This window comes from Paraburkholderia sp. BCC1876 (genome assembly GCF_902833695.1).
In the GTDB taxonomy this organism is placed as follows: domain Bacteria; phylum Pseudomonadota; class Gammaproteobacteria; order Burkholderiales; family Burkholderiaceae; genus Paraburkholderia.
This window is the reverse complement of the sequence record NZ_CADFGI010000011.1, coordinates 90,377-106,942: the sequence shown is the minus strand read 5'-3', so window position 1 is coordinate 106,942 and position 16,566 is coordinate 90,377. Positions and strand designations below refer to the sequence as shown.

Genomic DNA, 16,566 nt, shown 5'->3' with positions numbered 1-16,566 from the left:
CCCGCTCCCGCTCGGTCCCATCGCGCTCCATGACACAACATGACGCACTGCCAGGCTGGCGGCCGCGCCGACGGCCGCGTTAAAATCCGCCCATGCCCAACACGCCGCCCTCCGTCCCGCCCTCGCCCGCCGACGCCAACGTCGCGGCCAGCCCAGCGCCGCGCAACGAATACACCGTCGATGAACTCGCGCGCGTCACCGACACCACGGTGCGCAACGTGCGCGCCTATCAGGACCGGGGCCTGCTCGCGCCGCCGGAAAAGCGCGGCCGGGTCGGCGTGTACGACGACACCCACGTGTCGCGTCTGAAGCTGATCAATCACCTGCTGACTCGCGGCTACACGCTGGCGAACATTCAAGACCTGATCATGGCCGTCGACGAAGGCCACGATCTGCGTTCGATCCTCGGTCTGGAAACCGCGATCGGCGGCCGCTGGTCGCGTGAGCGTCCGAAGAAATACTCGCTGATCGAACTGCTGCAAATGTTCGGCGACAAGGCCACGCCGAGCGCGCTCGGCAAAGCGGTCGAACTCGGCCTGCTGGAACGTCACGGCCTCTCGTTCGTGTCGGGCAATCCCACGGCGCTGGCCGCCGGCGCCACCATGGCGAAGGAAGGCATTCCGCTCGCCGATCTGCTCGACGCCGTCGGCATCGCCCGGCCGCATTTTCAGGCGGTCGCCAAAGCGCTGGTGGATCTGGTGGTCCACCAACTGGATCGCTACGACGCCGACGCGCTGCCGCCGCCCGCCGACGTGCCCGCGCTGGTCGACGCGATCTGGCGCGTGCGGCCGCTCGCCATGGTGCTGGTGGAAAGCGAAATGAACCGCGCGCTCGAAGACGCCTCCGGCGACTACCTCGGCGACCGCGTCGCGGCGATCATGGAAAAGAAGCTGGGCCATCCCGCCGACGGCGCCGCTGGGAAAGCGGACAAGCCGAAAAAGTAACTGCACGCCGCACGTCACACGCTACGTGCGGCCTCACCACCTCGGTGCCTCGCGCGTCATATTCAAATCTCCATTGCTTCGTTGGTAGCGCGCCGCGTCCATGCGACGATCCTTGACCGTCGCCGCGACGTGTTTCCCAGCGCTTGCGCGTCCCTGCACGTCACGTCACCTGCTGTCAGATGACTCGCGTGCGCGCGGACCACGCTGACGACGCACGGCCGGCGACATCACAATCGCAAGACATGGAGATTCGCCGCATGCCCCGTCACGCCCGTTTTCCGCTTCACGTCGCCGCCGCGTTGCTGACGGCATTCACCACCTTCACCACCTTCAACGCCGCCGCGCAGCCGGTCGGCAACGACACCGCCAGGGTCCTGCGCATCGGCTACCAGAAGTCCGGCCTGCTCGCGATACTGAAAGCCCAGGGCTCGCTCGACGAACGGCTCAAACCGCTCGGCTACAGCATCAAGTGGTTCGAATTTCCGGCGGGGCCGCAACTGCTCGAAGCGCTCAACGCCAACAGCGTCGACTTCGGCTATACCGGCGCGCCACCGCCGGTGTTCGCACAGGCCGGCGGCGTGCGCTTCGTCTATGTCGGCGCGGAGCCGTCCGGCGAGCACGCGGAAGCGATTCTGGTGAGAAGCGATTCGACGCTGCGCAACGTTGCCGATCTCAAAGGCAAACGGGTCGCGCTGCAGAAAGGATCGAGCTCGAACTACCTGCTGCTCGAAGCGCTGAAAAAAGCCGGCCTGCGTTACGAAGACGTTCGTCCGGTCTACCTGGCCCCCGCCGACGCGCGCGCGGCGTTCGAAAGCGGCAGCGTCGATGCGTGGGTAATCTGGGACCCGTACTACGCGTCCGCGCAGCAGGCGTTGAAGGCGCGCACGCTGGCGGACTACGCGGGTCTCAACGGCCCCTACAACTTCTACGAAGCCACCCGCGACTTCGCCCAGCAGCACCCCGAGGTGGTCGGCGCGATTCTCGGGCAATTGCGCGCGGCCAGCCTGTGGGTCAACGCGCATCCGGTGGAAACCGCCGCGCTGATCGCGCCGAAGGTCGGCCTCGATCAGAAGCTGGTCGAAACCTGGGTGCGCCGCTATCCGTACGGCACCACGGTCGTCACCGACGACATCGTCCGCTCGCAGCAAGGCGTCGCGGATGCCTTCTACGGCGCTCACCTGATCCCGCAGAAAATCGTCGTGAAGGACGTTGTCTGGCAGAACCCCGTTGCCACGGCGGCGCTCGCGGCGAAATAGACCCATCGAGCGCGGCGTGCGGCCGCTCCTAGAGCCGGACATCTAACCGGCTTCTTGCGTCATCCGTTACCAGCCTCTATTGTTACATCAACCAATGTAACAGTTAAGACGGTAAAAAGGAGACGGATCGGATGAATGCACGCATGACGCCCCACGAAGCCGCCGTTGACCCATCCGCGCCGGTCGATACCGACATCGCCATCATCGGCTCCGGCTTTGCGGGGCTCGGCATGGCGATTCGCCTGCGGCAAGCCGGCCTGACCGATTTCATCATCGCGGAAAAGGCCGCGTCGGTCGGCGGCACCTGGCGCGACAACCACTATCCCGGTTGCGCCTGCGACGTTCAATCGCACGTCTATTCGTTCTCCTTCGCCCCGAATCCGCACTGGACCCGCATGTTCGCGCGCCAGCCGGAAATTCGCGGATACCTGGAAGAATGCGCGCAGCGCTTCGGCGTTCAGCGTCATTTGCGCTTTGGCCATGAACTGGCGAGCGCGATCTACGACGAGACGCGCCACCGCTGGCAACTGACTTTCGCGAACGGCCAGCAATGGTCCGCGCGCGTGCTGATTTCGGCGATGGGCGGCCTCTCGCGCGCGGCCCTGCCCGACATTCCGGGGATCGAAAAATTTCGCGGCAAGACGTTCCATTCGCAGCAATGGGACCACGGTTATCCGCTCGACGGCAAACGTGTCGCCGTGATCGGCACCGGCGCGAGCGCGATCCAGTTCGTGCCGCAGATCGCGCCGCGCGTCGCGCATCTGGAACTGTTCCAGCGCACGCCGCCGTGGATCATGCCGAAGGCCGACCGTCCGGTGAAGCCGCTCGAACAGTGGCTCTTCAGACATCTGCCGTTCACGCAGAAAATCATGCGCTCGGCGCTGTACTGCATGCTCGAATCGCGGGCGCTCGGTTTCGCGATTCATCCGTCGCTGATGAAAACCGCGCAGAAAGTCGCCGAACGGCATCTGCGCCGCCAGGTGCCCGACCCGCAACTGCGCGCCACGCTGACGCCGAACTACACGATGGGCTGCAAGCGCGTGCTGATTTCCAACGACTACTTCCCCGCGCTGTCGCGCCAGAACGTGGCGGTGACCACCACCGGCATCGCCCGGATCGAGGAATACGCGGTGATCACGACCGATGGCGCGCGCCATCCGGCCGACTGCCTGATCTTCGGCACCGGCTTCCAGGTCGCCGATCCGTTTCCGCCGGGCGTGGTGCTCGGGCGTGGCGGCGTCGATATCGTCGATACATGGCGCGACGGCGCGCATGCGTATCTGGGCACGGCGTTGCCGGGCTATCCGAACTTCTTCATGGTGGTGGGTCCGAACACCGGCCTCGGCCACAACTCGATGGTGTTCATGATCGAGTCGCAGGTCGAGTACATCCTGCGCGCGCTGAAGACGATGAACGCCGAACGCGCCGCCGCGATCGAAGTGCGCCCGCAGGTGGAGCGCGCCTATAACGAGCGCATCCAGCAGAAGCTCGGCCGCGCGATATGGTCGACCGGCGGCTGCAAGAGCTGGTATCTCGATCCGAAGACCGGCAAGAACACCACGCTGTGGCCGGGGTTTGCGTACAAATTCCGCCAGGCCACGAGCACCTTCAGCATGGACGATTACGTCGCGTATGCGCCGGCGCAGCAGCCGGCTGGTGTGGCGATGAATGGGCCGATGCAAACGCCGAAGAATGCGCCGGTTGCCGCGTCGGCGGAAGCGACCTGAGCGACACAGCGACACAGCGACAACGACAACGACAACGACAAACCAGCTTGCATGGGACTCAGGTCAGCGCCGAAACGCCGGCTCGGCCCACAGGAGATAAGCCAATGAAGAACTTCACCGACAGGGTCGCCGCCATCACCGGCGCAGGCTCGGGCATGGGCCGCTCGCTCGCGATTCAACTGGCGCGCGAAGGCTGCCATCTCGCCCTCGCCGACCGCAATGCCGCGAGCCTCGCCGAAACCGCGCAACTCGCGCAAGCCGCCGCGCCGCAGATTGTCGGCGCGCCGCTACTCATCACCACGCGCGTGCTCGACGTCGCGGACCGCGCCGCGATGGTCGACTGGGCCGCGGAAACGGCCGCGCAGCATCGGCGCGTCAATCTCGTGTTCAACAACGCGGGCGTGGCGCTGTCGAGCACGATCGAAGGCATGGATTACGCCGATCTCGAGTGGATCGTCGGCGTCAACTTCTGGGGCGTGGTGCACGGCACGAAAGCGTTTCTGCCGTATATCAAGGCTTCGGGCGCGGGCCATATCGTCAATACGTCGAGCGTATTCGGGTTGTTCGCGCAGCCGGGCATGAGCGGCTACAACGCCACCAAATTCGCGGTGCGCGGTTTTACCGAATCGCTGCGCCAGGAACTCGATCTGATGAAGTGCGGCGTGTCGGCGACCTGCGTGCATCCCGGCGGCATTCACACGGGCATCGCGCAATCGAGCCGGATCGCGCCCAACATGGTCGGCTTCATGCTGGAAAACGAACAGCAAGGCAAGGACGACTTCGAGAAGTTCTTCATCACCACCGCCGACGAAGCCGCCCGCGTGATTCTCGACGGCGTGCGCAAGAACAAGCGGCGCGTGCTGATCGGGCGCGACGCGCGCGCCGCCGACTGGCTCGCGCGCACCTTGCCGGCGGCGTATCAGGCGCTGGTCGTCATGCAGGCGCGCCGGATGAAGCGCATCGCGGAAAAACGCGCGCGCCGCGCCGCGCAGATCGACGGCAAGCCCGTATGACGCGCGTCTCTCCATCAACCGCTTCGACAGCAAACCCAGGATCACAAGGAGAAAGGCCATGATGCCGGTTCGCCGCGACCTTCGTTTCAATCTGCCGCCGGAACGTGCCTGCGACTGGCATGTGCAAGGCTCGCATGTGACACACTTCTTCAACGCGCTGTCGCTGCTATTCCCGGCGGGCGAGCGTTTCTTCATGGATAGCGTGCGCAACTATCGCGACCAGATCGACGACCCCGTGCTGAAAAAACAGGTGCTCGGCTTCATCGGCCAGGAAGCCATGCATACGCGCGAGCACATCGAATACAACGACCTGCTGCAGGAAGCCGGGCTGCCGGCGCACAAGCTCGACAAGCGGCTGTGGGCGATCCTCAATTTCGGCCGCAAAGTGCTACCGCATTCGTATCAGCTCGCGGTCACCGTCTGCCTCGAACACTACACCGCGATGCTGGCGGCCCTGCTGCTGGAAGACGCGACGCGCGTCGGCGGCTCGGTGGAAGGCTATGCGCAGATGTGGACCTGGCACGCGCTGGAAGAAACCGAGCACAAGGCCGTTTCGTACGACGTGTGGAACACCGTGCTTAAACCGGGCCTCGGCCGTTATCTGCTGCGCACCGGCACCATGCTGGCCACCACCTTCACGTTCTGGCTGATCGTGTTCGATTTCCACCTGCGCCTGCTGATCGCCGACCGCAAACGCGGCGGCCACCTTCGCGGCATGTGGCGCGTCGTCAAATATCTGTACGGTCCACGTCATGGCGTGTTTCCGCGTATTGCCGGCGAATGGCTGAGCTTTTTCCGGCCCGGCTTCCATCCGTGGGATCACGACAATCGCGCGCAACTGGCGCGGATCGACGGTCTCGTCGCCGCCGTCGACGCCACCAATGCAAGCGCCCCGAGCACCCGCAAGGCCGCGCGACGCGCCGCGCAGGCGGCCGCGTGATACGCGACACGCTGTCGGTCGTGGCCGGCGACGTGCGGCTCGCGGTCTACGTCAGCGGGCCGCGCGACGCACCGCCGATCGTGCTGGTGCACGGCTATCCCGATTCGGCCGCGGTATGGGAACCAGTGCGCGCGCAACTGGATGCGCGCTACCGCGTCATCAGCTACGACGTGCGCGGCGCGGGCGCCTCCGAAGCGCCGGCCACGCGCGGCGCTTACCGGCTCGAACGGCTGGCCGCGGATCTGGCGGCGGTTGCCGACGCAACCTGCGGCACGCGGCCGTTTCATCTGGTCGGCCACGACTGGGGATCGATTCAGAGCTGGGAGGCGGTGACCGATCCGGCGTTCAAAGGCCGTATCGCGTCGTATACGTCGATCTCCGGGCCGTGCCTCGATCATGCGTCGCTCGGCTTGCGCGGGGGCGATGGTGCGCAGTTAACACAGCAGTTAACGCAGCAGTTGAAGGATCAACCGGCGCATCAACCCGTCAAGCGGCCGTTCGGCAGCGGTGTGCGGCAAACGCTCAAGTCCTGGTACATTTTCTTTTTCCATCTGCCATGGCTGCCGGAACTGGTGTGGCGCGCGGGTGGCGCACGCTGCTGGCCGCTGTGGCTGCGCGTGACCGAACGCGTGCGCCCTGAGCGCGATCCCGCGCAAATGCGCAACGCGCTCAACGGTCTGAATCTGTATCGCGCGAATTTCATCGACAAGCTGCTGCGGCCGCGCTCGCGCCATGCGCGTGCGCCGGTGCATTTCATCGTGCCGTTGCGCGACCGCTATGTCGGGCCGGCGCTATCGCTCGGGCTGGAGGGATGGCTCGGCTCGTATCGGCGCACGGAGATCGATGCGGGCCATTGGGTCGTGCTGCGCGAGCCCGAACGGATCGCCGCGATTATCGAAAGCTTTGTCGCGCAGCAGCGCACCGGCCTCGGCCTTGACGAGACGCTCAACGAGACACCCAGCGCGACGGTCAATGCTCGCGCGGCAGGCGTGTGAACAGCGTCGGATAGTCGATCACGAGGCCGTCTTCGTCCACCGTCAGGTTCGCCGTGAAGTTGCGGAACAGGCCTTCGTAGCGATACGCCTTGTTCAACGCGATGCACGAATACGCCTGCTCGGCGCGCGTGACCTGCAAATCCGGCGTCGAGATATACGCCACCGAAATCGGCTGACGCTCGCCTTGCGCCAATTGCAGACGGCGGATCGGCAGCGTATTGGTGTACGGCGTGGCCGCAATGTCGATGTCGATGCAACCGTCGAGTGCGCTCAGCAAGAGGCCGTGACCGTCGCGCCAATGGCCCTGGCCGTCGCCGTGCAATTCCAGTTCGCCGCCGCCGACGATCTTCAGCCACGCATGCGTGGTGCGCCATTGCGCGTCGCAGCGCACCGTGTAGTGCAATCCGTATGCCTTGCCGTTGCGCTGTCCCACCACCACGCTTTCCACCGCGAAGCCGTCGTCGCGGGCGTCGAACGTTAGATGTTCGATTCCTTCGTCCTCTTCCGACGTCCATCGTAATTCGCGCATTGTCTGTCTCCTCGTGAAACGGCCTGGCCCGCATGCATGGGGTTTGCGCCGTGTATTGGCCACGTACTCGCCGGGTTCTGGGGTTGCTTATCCTAGCGCGAAAGCTTTCGGTTCGCCGACACAACTCGCCACGCGCCCACGTACCGGCAAGGTGTCGCAAATAGCCACTATCAACGCCTCGCGATGCCCGCAGCGCCGCGGCTAGCCTATGCTCGCGGTTCCGCTCCTTACCGGCCTGGCTCGCACCTGACGCTCAAGCGTCGTGTCGCGCGCGTCGTCGACTTCATACCGCTCTCAAACCATGCACGCCGCCTCGACCCAAGCAAAATCCGCCGCTCTGCGCACACTGTTGCGCAGTCTCGGCCAGATCGTGCTGCAGCCGAATGCGTTCACCGGCGCGTGCCTGCTCGCCGGGTGGCTGCTGGCCGAGCCGCGTCTCGCCTGCGCGGCGCTGATGGGCGCGACCGCGGCCAACGTGAGCGCCGTGCTGGCCGGTTATCGTGAAGCCGATACGCGCGACGGGCTGCACGGCTTCAACGGCGCGCTGGCGGGTCTCGCCGCGTTCAATTTCATCGCCGACAACGCGACCGCCACCGCGGTGGCGATTCTCGCCGCCACGGCGACAGCGTGGTGTCTCGAACCCTGGTCGCGCCGGCTGCGCGCGAACGGCTTAGGCGTGTTCTCCAGCCCGTTTCTGATCGTCACATGGCTTTGGCTGCCGATGATGACGAGCGCCACACCCGTCGCGACCCAGGCGGTCGCGCAACCGTTCATCGCGACGCAATGGATCAACGGCCTACTCGGCGCGCTCGCACAGCCCGGCTTCGGCTCCGGCGCATTACCGGGCCTGCTCGTGCTGATCGGGATCGCCGCGGCGTCACGCAGGCACGCGCTGTGGGCGCTGATCGGCGGCGCGCTCGCCAGCATGGCGCACGTGTTGCTCGGCGCGACGGCGAGTTCGCTCGACGCGGGCCTGTTAGGATTCAACGGCGCGCTGACCGCGATCGCGCTGGCCGATTGCGGCGCCGCGGCAACGCTGAGCGGCGTGGGCGTCACGGTGCTGTTGCAGGCGGTCGCGAGCTATTTCGGCTGGCCGGCCATGACGGCGCCGTTCGTGCTCGCGAGCTGGAGCGTGCAGGGGTTCCGGCATCGCTTCACGCGGGGTGTCATGGCGCGAAAAGCGATGGAACGCATCGATCCCTCTCAGCAACTCTCTTGAATGGGACTGGAGACAAACATGTCTTTCACTCATGCCCCCGCGGGCCGTCTCGCCGAAACAGGACCGCTGTCCGACGCGGAGCAACAGACTCGCGTCGACCTCGCTGCCGCCTATCGTCTCGCCGCCCTCAACGGCTGGGACGATCTGATCTACACGCATATCTCGGCCAGCGTACCCGGCGAACCGGGCCACTTTCTGATCAATCCGTTCGGCCTCGCGTTCGACGAAGTGTGCGCGTCGAACCTCGTGAAGATCGATATCGACGGCAACATTATCGGCACGAGCGAGCATCCGGTGAATGCGACCGGCTTCGCGCTGCACGCCGCCGTCCACGCGGCGCGCGCCGACGCGTTCTGCGTGATGCATCTGCACAATACGGCCGGCGTGGCGGTGTCGACGCAGCCGGCCGGCTTGCTGCCCGCGTCGCAGCATGCGCTGCGCTTTTACGGGCAGCTCGCTTACCACGACTACGAAGGCCTCGCGTTCTCACCGGCCGAGGGCGAGCGTCTCGTCGCGCATCTCGCCGACAAACCCGCCATGCTGTTGCGCAACCACGGCACGCTGACCGCCGGCCGCACCGTGGCCGAAGCTTATGTGCTGATGGCGACACTGCTCAAGGCATGCGAAATCCAGTTGCAGGCGCAAGCATGCGGCGCGGAACTCGTGGTGCCGAGCGATGCGGTCGCCGCGCGTACGGCCGAGCAACTCTACGACGGCGGCGCGATTGAAGGCGCGCTTGAATGGCCGGCGTTACTGCGCAAGCTCGACCGAATCGATCGCGCTTATCGGCACTGAAGTTGGCACTGAAGTCGCCGCTGAAATCACCACGAAAATAGCGCCAAGCCGCCCGCGTCAACTCAATTCTTTAACGGAGTCATGTCATGCCCACGTTTCATATCGAACTTTTCGAAGGCCGCACAGTGGAACAGAAACGCCAGTTCGTCGAAGCCATCACGAAGGCGACCTGCGAGTCGCTCAACGTCGAGCCGAATTCGGTGGACATTATTTTGACCGACGTGAAACGCGAAAACTGGGCAACGGGGGGTCGTTTGTGGTCGGACGCGGATGCGTGAAGGTTGCGTGAGCACCTGAGCCGTCGTCCAGAATTCCGCGCGCGTTGCACGCGCAGTCAATACAGCGCAGCGACGCGTGTCTGACACGCGTCGCCGCAGCGGCGTGAAACGTAAAATCACTACGCCCCTACGCCGCAATCACCCAACCCATTTAGAACTTGTGGATGATACCCACGCCCGCAGCGAACTGGCTGCGTGACGACGACGGCGCGCCGTTCTGACCGTCGCCGATATCGGCCGTTGCGTTGATGATGCTGGTGCCGTTCGTCGCCAGCGTCTGGCCGGCCGCGCGCTGATACGCCTCGAGCGCGTACAGGCCGGTGCGCTTGGAGAGGCTGTAGTACTGCGACAGGTTGAACTGCTGATAACGCGCCGAACTCGTAATGCCGTTCGCCTGCGTGGCGCGCGTGTAGCTATAGCCAGCGGCCAGATCCAGCGCCGTCACCGGACGGTAGTGCAGCACCGCGCCGCCCGTATTGAAGATCGCGGTGGTGTGGAACGGCGAGTTGATGCCCGCCACGTACTGCACGTTCGAGTACGAGAACGACACGTCCCATGACGAGCTGAACGCGTAACCGCCGGTCACGGCCACGCGCTGCTGCGCCGCCGATTTCTGGTAGCCGTTGTTGATGCCCGACACACCCGCCTGCGCGCCCGCGTTCGACGTCGTGGAGTCCGCGCCCCACGCACCGCCGCCCGGCGTCGAGTTGTTGATGCGCTGGAAGCCCACCGCGATACCGAACGGACCGGTAATGTATTGCAGCGCCGCGCTCCACGTCGAACCGGCATTCAGGCTGCCTGCCACGCCGCCCAGCGAGTACGAACCGCTCGCCGTGAACCCGTAGAAATTCGGCGACGTGTACACCAGCGAATTGTTCGCGCGGTACAACGTGTCGAGCGAATCGATATCGCCCGGGTGCGCGCCGTAGGCGCCGGTCAGCCACGTGGTCGGGCTATACGGCGACAGCAGCGTGTAGTACGAGGTGTACTGGCGGCCGGCCGTCAACGTACCGTAGGTGGCGTTGGCGACGCCCACATAAGCCTGGCGGTTGAACGCCAGACCGGAAACGCTCTGCGCGCCGGTCGCGCTGTTGAAGCCCTCTTCCAACTGGAAGATCGCCTTGGTGCCGCCGCCCAGATCCTCGCCGCCCTTCAAACCGAAGCGGCTGCCCGCCCAGATCCCGTTGACCATCTTGACCGCCGAGCGGCCGCCCGAGGTCGACCCGAGCGACGTCTGACTGCTCTGATAACCGATTCCGGTATCGACGATCCCGTACAACGTCACGCTGCTCTGAGCGTGCGCGCCAAGGGCGACCAACCCAAGCGCAGAAGTTGCTAGTGCCTTTTTCATGTGTGCTCCTCTGTTGAAAATTATTTTTTGATTCGCGGCGCCGCGCGGGCGCCGCTGAGTGTGAATGTGAGTCTGCTCAGAACACCGGGTGGCCATTGATCAGGCTCGGCAGCCAGGTGGAAAACATCGGTACGTAGGTGACGATGTTGATCGCGCTGAAAATGGCCAGGTAGTACGGCCACGCCACCTTGGTGGTCTCGCCGATCGACACGTTGCCGATCGCGCAGCCGATGAACTGCACCGAGCCGATCGGCGGATGCACGAGGCCCAACGAACAGTTCAGCAGAATCATGATGCCGAACTGCACCGGCCCCACGCCGGCATGCATCGCCATCGGCAGGAACAGCGGCGTCGTGATCAGGATGTGCGCCGCCATATCGACGAACGTGCCCAGGAAAACCTGCAGCAGGTTGATGTACAGCAGCATCAGCCACGGCATGCTGGTCGCGCCGTCGAGCATGCGTTCGATCGCGTCCGGAATCTCCAGATAGGCCATCTGGTAACGCAGCATGTTCGACACGCCGATCAGCAGCAGCACCACGCCGGTCGTCTTCGCCGCTTTCGAGAGTGCGTGGAAGAGCTTCTTCATCGTCATCGAGCGATACACGACGACGGTCAGCACCAGCGAATAGAACACGGCGATCGCCGCGGCTTCGGTCGCGGTCGCAATGCCCTTGGCGACGCAGAACAGAATAATCGCGATCACCATCAAGCCGGGCACGGCGCCGACGAAGGTTCGGCCCACCGCGTACCAGCCGGGGAATTTCTGCAGTTCGGTCGAACCGTCGGGACGGCGCGGATAACCGTACTTGACCGCTTGCCAGTACGCGGCGAGCAGCACGAAGCCCATCACCCACAGCACCGGCAGCAGACCGGAGAACAGCAGATCGCCGATCGACACGCCGCTCATCTGGTGACCGTTCAACGTGCCCGTAATGCCCTGGGCCGCGAACGCGTAGATGATCATGTTGGTCGAGGTCGGCATCAACGCGCCCACCAGCGACGAATGGGTCGTCACGTTGACCGCATAGGCCGCGCTGTAGCCTTCGCGCTTCATCAACGGAATGACCACGCCGCCCATGGCCGACGTATCCGCCGATGGTGAACCGGACACCCCGCCGAACAGCGTGCAGGCCACCACGTTGGCCATACCGAGGCCGCCGCGGAAATGCCCGACGGCCGCTTGCGCGAAACGCAGGATGCGGTCGGCGATGCCGCCGTGCAGCATCAGCTCACCGGACAGGATGAAGAACGGCACCGCGAGAAACGAAAAGCCGTTGATGCCCGAAATCATCGCCTGCATGGCGGTGGCCGCGGGCAGGCCTTCGTACAGATAAGTCAGGACGCACGAGAGTCCCAACGCGAACGAAACAGGAACCCCGAGAACGAGAAAGACGAGGAAACTGACGGCGAGAATGGCAAGTTCCATGATTGCTCTAGTTGTGTTTCTTGACGAAAAGCGCGAGCAGGTTCTCGAGCGAGAACAAGGCAATGCAAACGCTGGCAACGACCGGAATGCAGTAGCGCACGCCTTCGGGCAAACCGAGAATCGGAATCCGGTCTTCCATGGTGGTTTCGGCCATTTGCAGACAGCCGAAGAAAATCGCCACGGCCAATGCGATCAGACAAAGATGTTGAAACGCGGCCGCCATGACCTGCCCTTTCGGCGGCAGCTTCGTGACCAGCGAATCGAGCCCGATGTGGCCGCCCTCGCGCACTTTCAGCGCGGCGCCGAACATGGCGATGACGATCACCAGCAGCAGCGCGATGGGCTCGACGAAATCGGGTGCGTCGTTGAAAACGTAGCGCATCACGACGCTATAGATCACGAGCAGGCTGAGCACGGCAAGACTCACCGACGCCACGATAACCAGCGCGTGAAACAGAAAATCATTTGGGCGCTTTATGAATCTCATTGACCCCATCCTTTTACCGCGGACCTGTCTTTAATAAATCAGCCATTCATGTCGACTGCTTTCACGCGGCACGGCGTGACGTGACGTGACGTGCGCGGACGGTGGAAATGCCCAGCAGATTCTTCTGCCAGGCTTTTCCCACTGTGACCGTCAAGCTCCGCGCAACATCCAAGCCGCAAGCCTTATTTGATGGCCTGAATCTCGTCGACGATCTGCTTCATTTGCGGGGTCTTTTCGTACTTGGCCCAGACCGGTTGCATCGCCTTCACGAACGCGGCGCGATCGATCTGCGCAGCCGGGATGATGGTCGCGCCGCCCTTGGTGACCGTCTTTGCCGCATCGTTCTCACGCGCGGTCCACAGCTTCTGGTAGTACGGCACCGAGTCGGCCGCGGCCTTCTTGATGATGTCCTGCTCTTGCGGCGTCAGCGTGTCCCACACCTTCTTCGAGAACACCAGCACTTCCGGCGTCATGGAATGCTGGGTTTCGGAATAGACGTTCGCGACTTCGAAGTGCTTGGTCTCTTCGTACGACGGCAGATTGTTTTCCGCGGCGTCCACCAGACCCGTCTTCAGGCCCGTATAGACTTCGGCGAACGGCATCGGCGTCGGCGTGCCGCCCATTGCGCGAATCTCGTCGACCATCAGATCGGAAGGTTGCACGCGCACCTTCAGGCCTTTCATGTCGGCCGGCGAATGAACCGCCTTCTTCGCGTAGATCGAACGCGCACCGCTCTCGTAGAACGTCAGCGCGATCATGCCCTTCGCCTTGAAGGCGTCGAGAATCTTCTGGCCTTCCGGGCCGTACATCACCTTGCGGAAATGGTCGATGTCGCGGAACAGGAACGGCAGCGACGGAATCATCGACTCGGGAACGATCTCGTTGAACGCGGCGCCGTTGGCGCGCGCCATGTCGAGCGCGCCGATGCGCACCTGATCGACCGTGTCGTTTTCGGAGCCGAGCGCGCTGTTGCCGAACACCTTGACGGTGTCCTTGCCGCCCGTGGCCTTGCTGATCTCGTCACCCATGTATTTCACGGCCATATTGGTCGGGTAGGTGTCGCCGTGCACGTCCGACACGCGGAACACGCGTGCTTCCGCCGACGCGGCACTGAAGGCCAGCACCGACGCTGCAACGATCATCGAAACACGGGAAGAGGCGAACTTCTTGTTCATCGTGACATTCCTTGTAAATGGACCATCCAATCGATTGGCCGATTGCGGAGGGCTGCTAGCGGAAGGCCAGTACGAATGCGATATGGCTTTACTGCGTCTCCCGGCTCCGCGTTCGCTCACCCGTGCGGGCTGCGGACGCTTCGCCGTGCTGGTCTGTGCAGTTTCCCCGGCACCGATCTCAGCACTCCTGTCAGACAACTCGACATCTTTTACTTTTGCTTCGACTGCATCGGCGCGCCGCTCGTGGCGATGAATCGTTCACGCAGCGGCCGCCTTGTCCTGCTGTTGTCCTTAAATTCGAGAAAGGAATTTGTTTGGACTTGTATGTTGTACGACGACATACGAAGTCTATAAAACGCAGTTTGAGTTGTACAGACGGTATTTACCCGCAGAATTGAGATAGCCGGCAGAGATGACTCAAGTACCGCAACGCCAGGGCCTTATGGGTGCTGGGACTGGGATGACGAAGGCGGAAAGGCGTCTCGTGACGCTCTGTTTCTTCGTAGGGAAAGGCGGAATGAATATGGCGCGAATGTGGCAGCAAAGCCACATAGTTATACGACGAGTGATGAATTGAAGTGAGCGCAGAGAAGTGCGCCGGCAGGGACTCATGCCGGCGCGTCACGCTTACGGTGTCGCTTACAGGACGCCGGCGTATTCCGGTTCCGGCAGCCCGGTGACGCCGGGACGCACGGCGAACAGGTGGCCGTCGTGCTCGCTCGCGCCCGTTGCGGGCCGGATCGAGGTGACGAACAGCGTATCGAGATCGCGTCCGCCGAACGCGCACATGGCCGGCTTGATGGCCGGCACGACGATCTCGCGATCCAGCTTGCCTTGCGGCGTGAAGCGCAACAGCCGGCCCGCGTCGTTGGCGCAAATCCAGTAGCAGCCGTCGGCGTCGACCGCGGCGCCGTCGGGACGGCCCACGTAGTGATTCAGATCGGCGAACACGCGCCGGTTGCGCGGCTCGCCGGCGTCGACGTCGTAATCGAATGCCCAGATCTGGCGGCGCAGCGGATGCGAATCCGACAGGTACATGGTCGCGCCATCCGGCGACCACGCCAGACCGTTTTGCGTGATCAGCGCATCGATCACCGGCGCGGACAACACACCGTGCTCGTCGAAGCGATACAGCGCGCCGGCCGGATTCGCCAGCGACATGTCCTGCACCATCGTGCCCGACCAGAAGCGTCCCTGGCGATCACAACGGCCGTCGTTGAAACGCATGTCGCCGCAGGCAAAGGACGGCGCGGCGAGCCGGCGTGCTTCGACCTGAAGCGATTGACCGTCGGCCGTTGCGGTTTCGCTCAGCGTGACGGCGAACAGCCCCGTCTCGCAACCGGCCAGCACGGTGCCGTGGCGATCGAACGCGATACAGGCGACCTTCTCCGGCAAACGCCATTCGGAGCGCTGGCCCGCCCCTACCGCCAGGCGCACGATCTTTTGCGCGGGGATATCGACCCAGTACAGCGCCTGCTCCGCCGCCCGCCACACCGGACTCTCGCCGACCATCGCGGGCGCCTCGCCCGCTGCCTCGACACGCTCAACGTTGGGATTGGCCGCCGTGGCGCTCATCGCTTCGGCTCCATCGGACCGGCGAGTATGAACGCGCCGCCCTGGAAACGCTGGGTCGGATCGTCGAGATCGGCGGTCGGCGCGCTGACCGGAAACAGATGCTCGAATTCGACCGAGCTGTCCTGCGGCCGAAAACCGAGGAACGCCGCCTTCGTGTTGTCGACCCACTTGGTGCGGTTATCCGACACGCCGTAGACGATCGCATGGCCCACACGATTGGTGAACAGCGAGCAGCGCACCAGCTCGATAAAGTCGCGATAGCTGAGAAAAGTGACGAGCATGCGCGGATTCTTCGGCTGCTCGAACGACGAACCGATCCGCAGGCACACGGTCTCGAGCCCGAAGCGATCGAAGTAATAGCGCGACAGCGATTCGCCGAAACACTTCGTCACGCCGTACAGGGTATCGGGGCGCAGCGGCGCATCGATATCCACCACTTCGGTCACCGGATGAAAGCCCACCGCGTGATTCGAGCTTGCGTAGACGATGCGCTTCACGCCCCGCTTCTGCGCCGCCGAATACAGGTTGTAGAGGCCGCGAATATTCGCTTCGAGCAGATCTTCGAACGGCGCCTCGACGGAAATGCCGCCGAGATGAATCACCGCGTCGACGCCTTCCAGCAGCGCGAGTACCGCGGCTTCGTCGGCGAGATCGACAATCGACGCTTCTTCGTGCGCCGCCACCTCGCCGAGCGGCGCGATGTCGGTGACGCGCACGACATCGGCCCACGCGGCGAGCGCGCCGCGCAACTGCTGGCCGAGGTTGCCGGCGGCGCCGGTCAACAGCAGACGGCGGAAGGGTTTCTGTGCGGCGGAGTGAGCAGGATTCGAGTCGGTCATGTCTTGATAGGAGT

At 64.0% G+C, this 16,566-nt stretch carries 16 protein-coding genes; 9 read left to right on the top strand and 7 right to left on the bottom strand.

Features of this window, described 5'->3' with window-relative positions; all coding sequences use genetic code 11:
- The first annotated feature begins 92 nt into the window (after positions 1-92).
- The 6 genes from HWY05_RS30845 to HWY05_RS30820 all read left to right on the top strand — a co-directional run bounded on the left by HWY05_RS30845 (position 93) and on the right by HWY05_RS30820 (position 6,875).
- Complete coding sequence (locus HWY05_RS30845; protein WP_035556565.1) at positions 93-944, top strand: MerR family transcriptional regulator; 852 nt, start codon at positions 93-95, stop codon at positions 942-944.
- Positions 945-1,201: 257 nt separating this feature from the next.
- Positions 1,202-2,200, top strand: a complete 999-nt coding sequence (locus HWY05_RS30840; RefSeq protein ID WP_176060699.1) for a sulfonate ABC transporter substrate-binding protein — start codon at positions 1,202-1,204, stop codon at positions 2,198-2,200.
- Positions 2,201-2,331: 131 nt separating this feature from the next.
- On the top strand, positions 2,332-3,927 hold the full coding sequence (locus tag HWY05_RS30835) for an NAD(P)/FAD-dependent oxidoreductase (RefSeq protein WP_244146742.1): 1,596 nt from the start codon (positions 2,332-2,334) through the stop codon (positions 3,925-3,927).
- Between the two features lie 104 nt (positions 3,928-4,031).
- Complete coding sequence (locus HWY05_RS30830; protein WP_176060698.1) at positions 4,032-4,940, top strand: SDR family NAD(P)-dependent oxidoreductase; 909 nt, start codon at positions 4,032-4,034, stop codon at positions 4,938-4,940.
- Positions 4,941-4,998: 58 nt separating this feature from the next.
- Positions 4,999-5,880, top strand: coding sequence for a metal-dependent hydrolase (locus HWY05_RS30825; protein ID WP_176060697.1), 882 nt, complete (start codon positions 4,999-5,001; stop codon positions 5,878-5,880).
- The gene (locus HWY05_RS30820) at positions 5,877-6,875 is read left to right on the top strand and encodes an alpha/beta fold hydrolase (RefSeq protein ID WP_176060696.1); all 999 of its coding nucleotides are present in this window, start codon (positions 5,877-5,879) and stop codon (positions 6,873-6,875) included. The genes HWY05_RS30825 and HWY05_RS30820 overlap by 4 nt, the downstream gene beginning before the upstream one ends.
- On the opposite strand, the gene HWY05_RS30815 is transcribed toward HWY05_RS30820, so the two are convergent.
- Complete coding sequence (locus tag HWY05_RS30815; RefSeq protein WP_176060695.1) at positions 6,850-7,404, bottom strand: putative glycolipid-binding domain-containing protein; 555 nt, start codon at positions 7,402-7,404, stop codon at positions 6,850-6,852. The genes HWY05_RS30820 and HWY05_RS30815 overlap by 26 nt on opposite strands.
- A 301-nt stretch (positions 7,405-7,705) precedes the next feature.
- Between HWY05_RS30815 and HWY05_RS30810 the strand changes: the two genes are divergently transcribed.
- The 3 genes from HWY05_RS30810 (at position 7,706) to HWY05_RS30800 (ending at position 9,696) form a co-directional block, all read left to right on the top strand.
- Positions 7,706-8,623, top strand: a complete 918-nt coding sequence (locus HWY05_RS30810) for an urea transporter (protein ID WP_176060694.1) — start codon at positions 7,706-7,708, stop codon at positions 8,621-8,623.
- A gap of 18 nt (positions 8,624-8,641) precedes the next feature.
- Entirely contained in the window at positions 8,642-9,418 is a 777-nt protein-coding gene (locus HWY05_RS30805) for a class II aldolase/adducin family protein (RefSeq protein WP_035556552.1), read from the top strand.
- Positions 9,419-9,504: 86 nt separating this feature from the next.
- Positions 9,505-9,696 (top strand): 4-oxalocrotonate tautomerase, encoded by a 192-nt coding sequence (locus HWY05_RS30800; RefSeq protein ID WP_035556550.1) that lies wholly within the window; start codon positions 9,505-9,507, stop codon positions 9,694-9,696.
- A gap of 151 nt (positions 9,697-9,847) precedes the next feature.
- Here HWY05_RS30800 and HWY05_RS30795 read toward each other — a convergent pair whose 3' ends face one another.
- The 6 genes from HWY05_RS30795 to HWY05_RS30770 all read right to left on the bottom strand — a co-directional run bounded on the left by HWY05_RS30795 (position 9,848) and on the right by HWY05_RS30770 (position 16,552).
- Complete coding sequence (locus tag HWY05_RS30795; RefSeq protein ID WP_035556547.1) at positions 9,848-11,047, bottom strand: porin; 1,200 nt, start codon at positions 11,045-11,047, stop codon at positions 9,848-9,850.
- Positions 11,048-11,123: 76 nt separating this feature from the next.
- Positions 11,124-12,476, bottom strand: coding sequence for a TRAP transporter large permease (locus tag HWY05_RS30790; protein WP_035556544.1), 1,353 nt, complete (start codon positions 12,474-12,476; stop codon positions 11,124-11,126).
- A 7-nt stretch (positions 12,477-12,483) separates the two neighbouring features.
- Entirely contained in the window at positions 12,484-12,963 is a 480-nt protein-coding gene (locus HWY05_RS30785) for a TRAP transporter small permease (protein ID WP_035556542.1), read from the bottom strand.
- Between the two features lie 182 nt (positions 12,964-13,145).
- Positions 13,146-14,138 (bottom strand): TRAP transporter substrate-binding protein, encoded by a 993-nt coding sequence (locus HWY05_RS30780; RefSeq protein WP_176060693.1) that lies wholly within the window; start codon positions 14,136-14,138, stop codon positions 13,146-13,148.
- 639 nt (positions 14,139-14,777) lie between these two features.
- Positions 14,778-15,713 (bottom strand): SMP-30/gluconolactonase/LRE family protein, encoded by a 936-nt coding sequence (locus HWY05_RS30775; protein WP_176060692.1) that lies wholly within the window; start codon positions 15,711-15,713, stop codon positions 14,778-14,780.
- Entirely contained in the window at positions 15,710-16,552 is an 843-nt protein-coding gene (locus tag HWY05_RS30770; RefSeq protein ID WP_176060691.1) for an NAD(P)-dependent oxidoreductase, read from the bottom strand. The genes HWY05_RS30775 and HWY05_RS30770 overlap by 4 nt, the downstream gene beginning before the upstream one ends.
- Positions 16,553-16,566 lie beyond the last annotated feature (14 nt).

Bases quoted from the DNA above. Each gene is read 5' to 3' on its own strand.
- HWY05_RS30830 (WP_176060698.1), top strand. From the start codon at position 4,032: ATGAAGAACTTCACCGACAGGGTCGCCGCCATCACCGGCGCAGGCTCG.
- HWY05_RS30840 (WP_176060699.1), top strand. From the start codon at position 1,202: ATGCCCCGTCACGCCCGTTTTCCGCTTCACGTCGCCGCCGCGTTGCTG.
- HWY05_RS30785 (WP_035556542.1), bottom strand. From the start codon at position 12,963: ATGAGATTCATAAAGCGCCCAAATGATTTTCTGTTTCACGCGCTGGTT.
- HWY05_RS30795 (WP_035556547.1), bottom strand. From the start codon at position 11,047: ATGAAAAAGGCACTAGCAACTTCTGCGCTTGGGTTGGTCGCCCTTGGC.
- HWY05_RS30810 (WP_176060694.1), top strand. From the start codon at position 7,706: ATGCACGCCGCCTCGACCCAAGCAAAATCCGCCGCTCTGCGCACACTG.
- HWY05_RS30805 (WP_035556552.1), top strand. From the start codon at position 8,642: ATGTCTTTCACTCATGCCCCCGCGGGCCGTCTCGCCGAAACAGGACCG.
- HWY05_RS30845 (WP_035556565.1), top strand. From the start codon at position 93: ATGCCCAACACGCCGCCCTCCGTCCCGCCCTCGCCCGCCGACGCCAAC.
- HWY05_RS30790 (WP_035556544.1), bottom strand. From the start codon at position 12,476: ATGGAACTTGCCATTCTCGCCGTCAGTTTCCTCGTCTTTCTCGTTCTC.
- HWY05_RS30800 (WP_035556550.1), top strand. From the start codon at position 9,505: ATGCCCACGTTTCATATCGAACTTTTCGAAGGCCGCACAGTGGAACAG.
- HWY05_RS30775 (WP_176060692.1), bottom strand. From the start codon at position 15,713: ATGAGCGCCACGGCGGCCAATCCCAACGTTGAGCGTGTCGAGGCAGCG.
- HWY05_RS30825 (WP_176060697.1), top strand. From the start codon at position 4,999: ATGATGCCGGTTCGCCGCGACCTTCGTTTCAATCTGCCGCCGGAACGT.
- HWY05_RS30780 (WP_176060693.1), bottom strand. From the start codon at position 14,138: ATGAACAAGAAGTTCGCCTCTTCCCGTGTTTCGATGATCGTTGCAGCG.
- HWY05_RS30770 (WP_176060691.1), bottom strand. From the start codon at position 16,552: ATGACCGACTCGAATCCTGCTCACTCCGCCGCACAGAAACCCTTCCGC.
- HWY05_RS30815 (WP_176060695.1), bottom strand. From the start codon at position 7,404: ATGCGCGAATTACGATGGACGTCGGAAGAGGACGAAGGAATCGAACAT.
- HWY05_RS30835 (WP_244146742.1), top strand. From the start codon at position 2,332: ATGAATGCACGCATGACGCCCCACGAAGCCGCCGTTGACCCATCCGCG.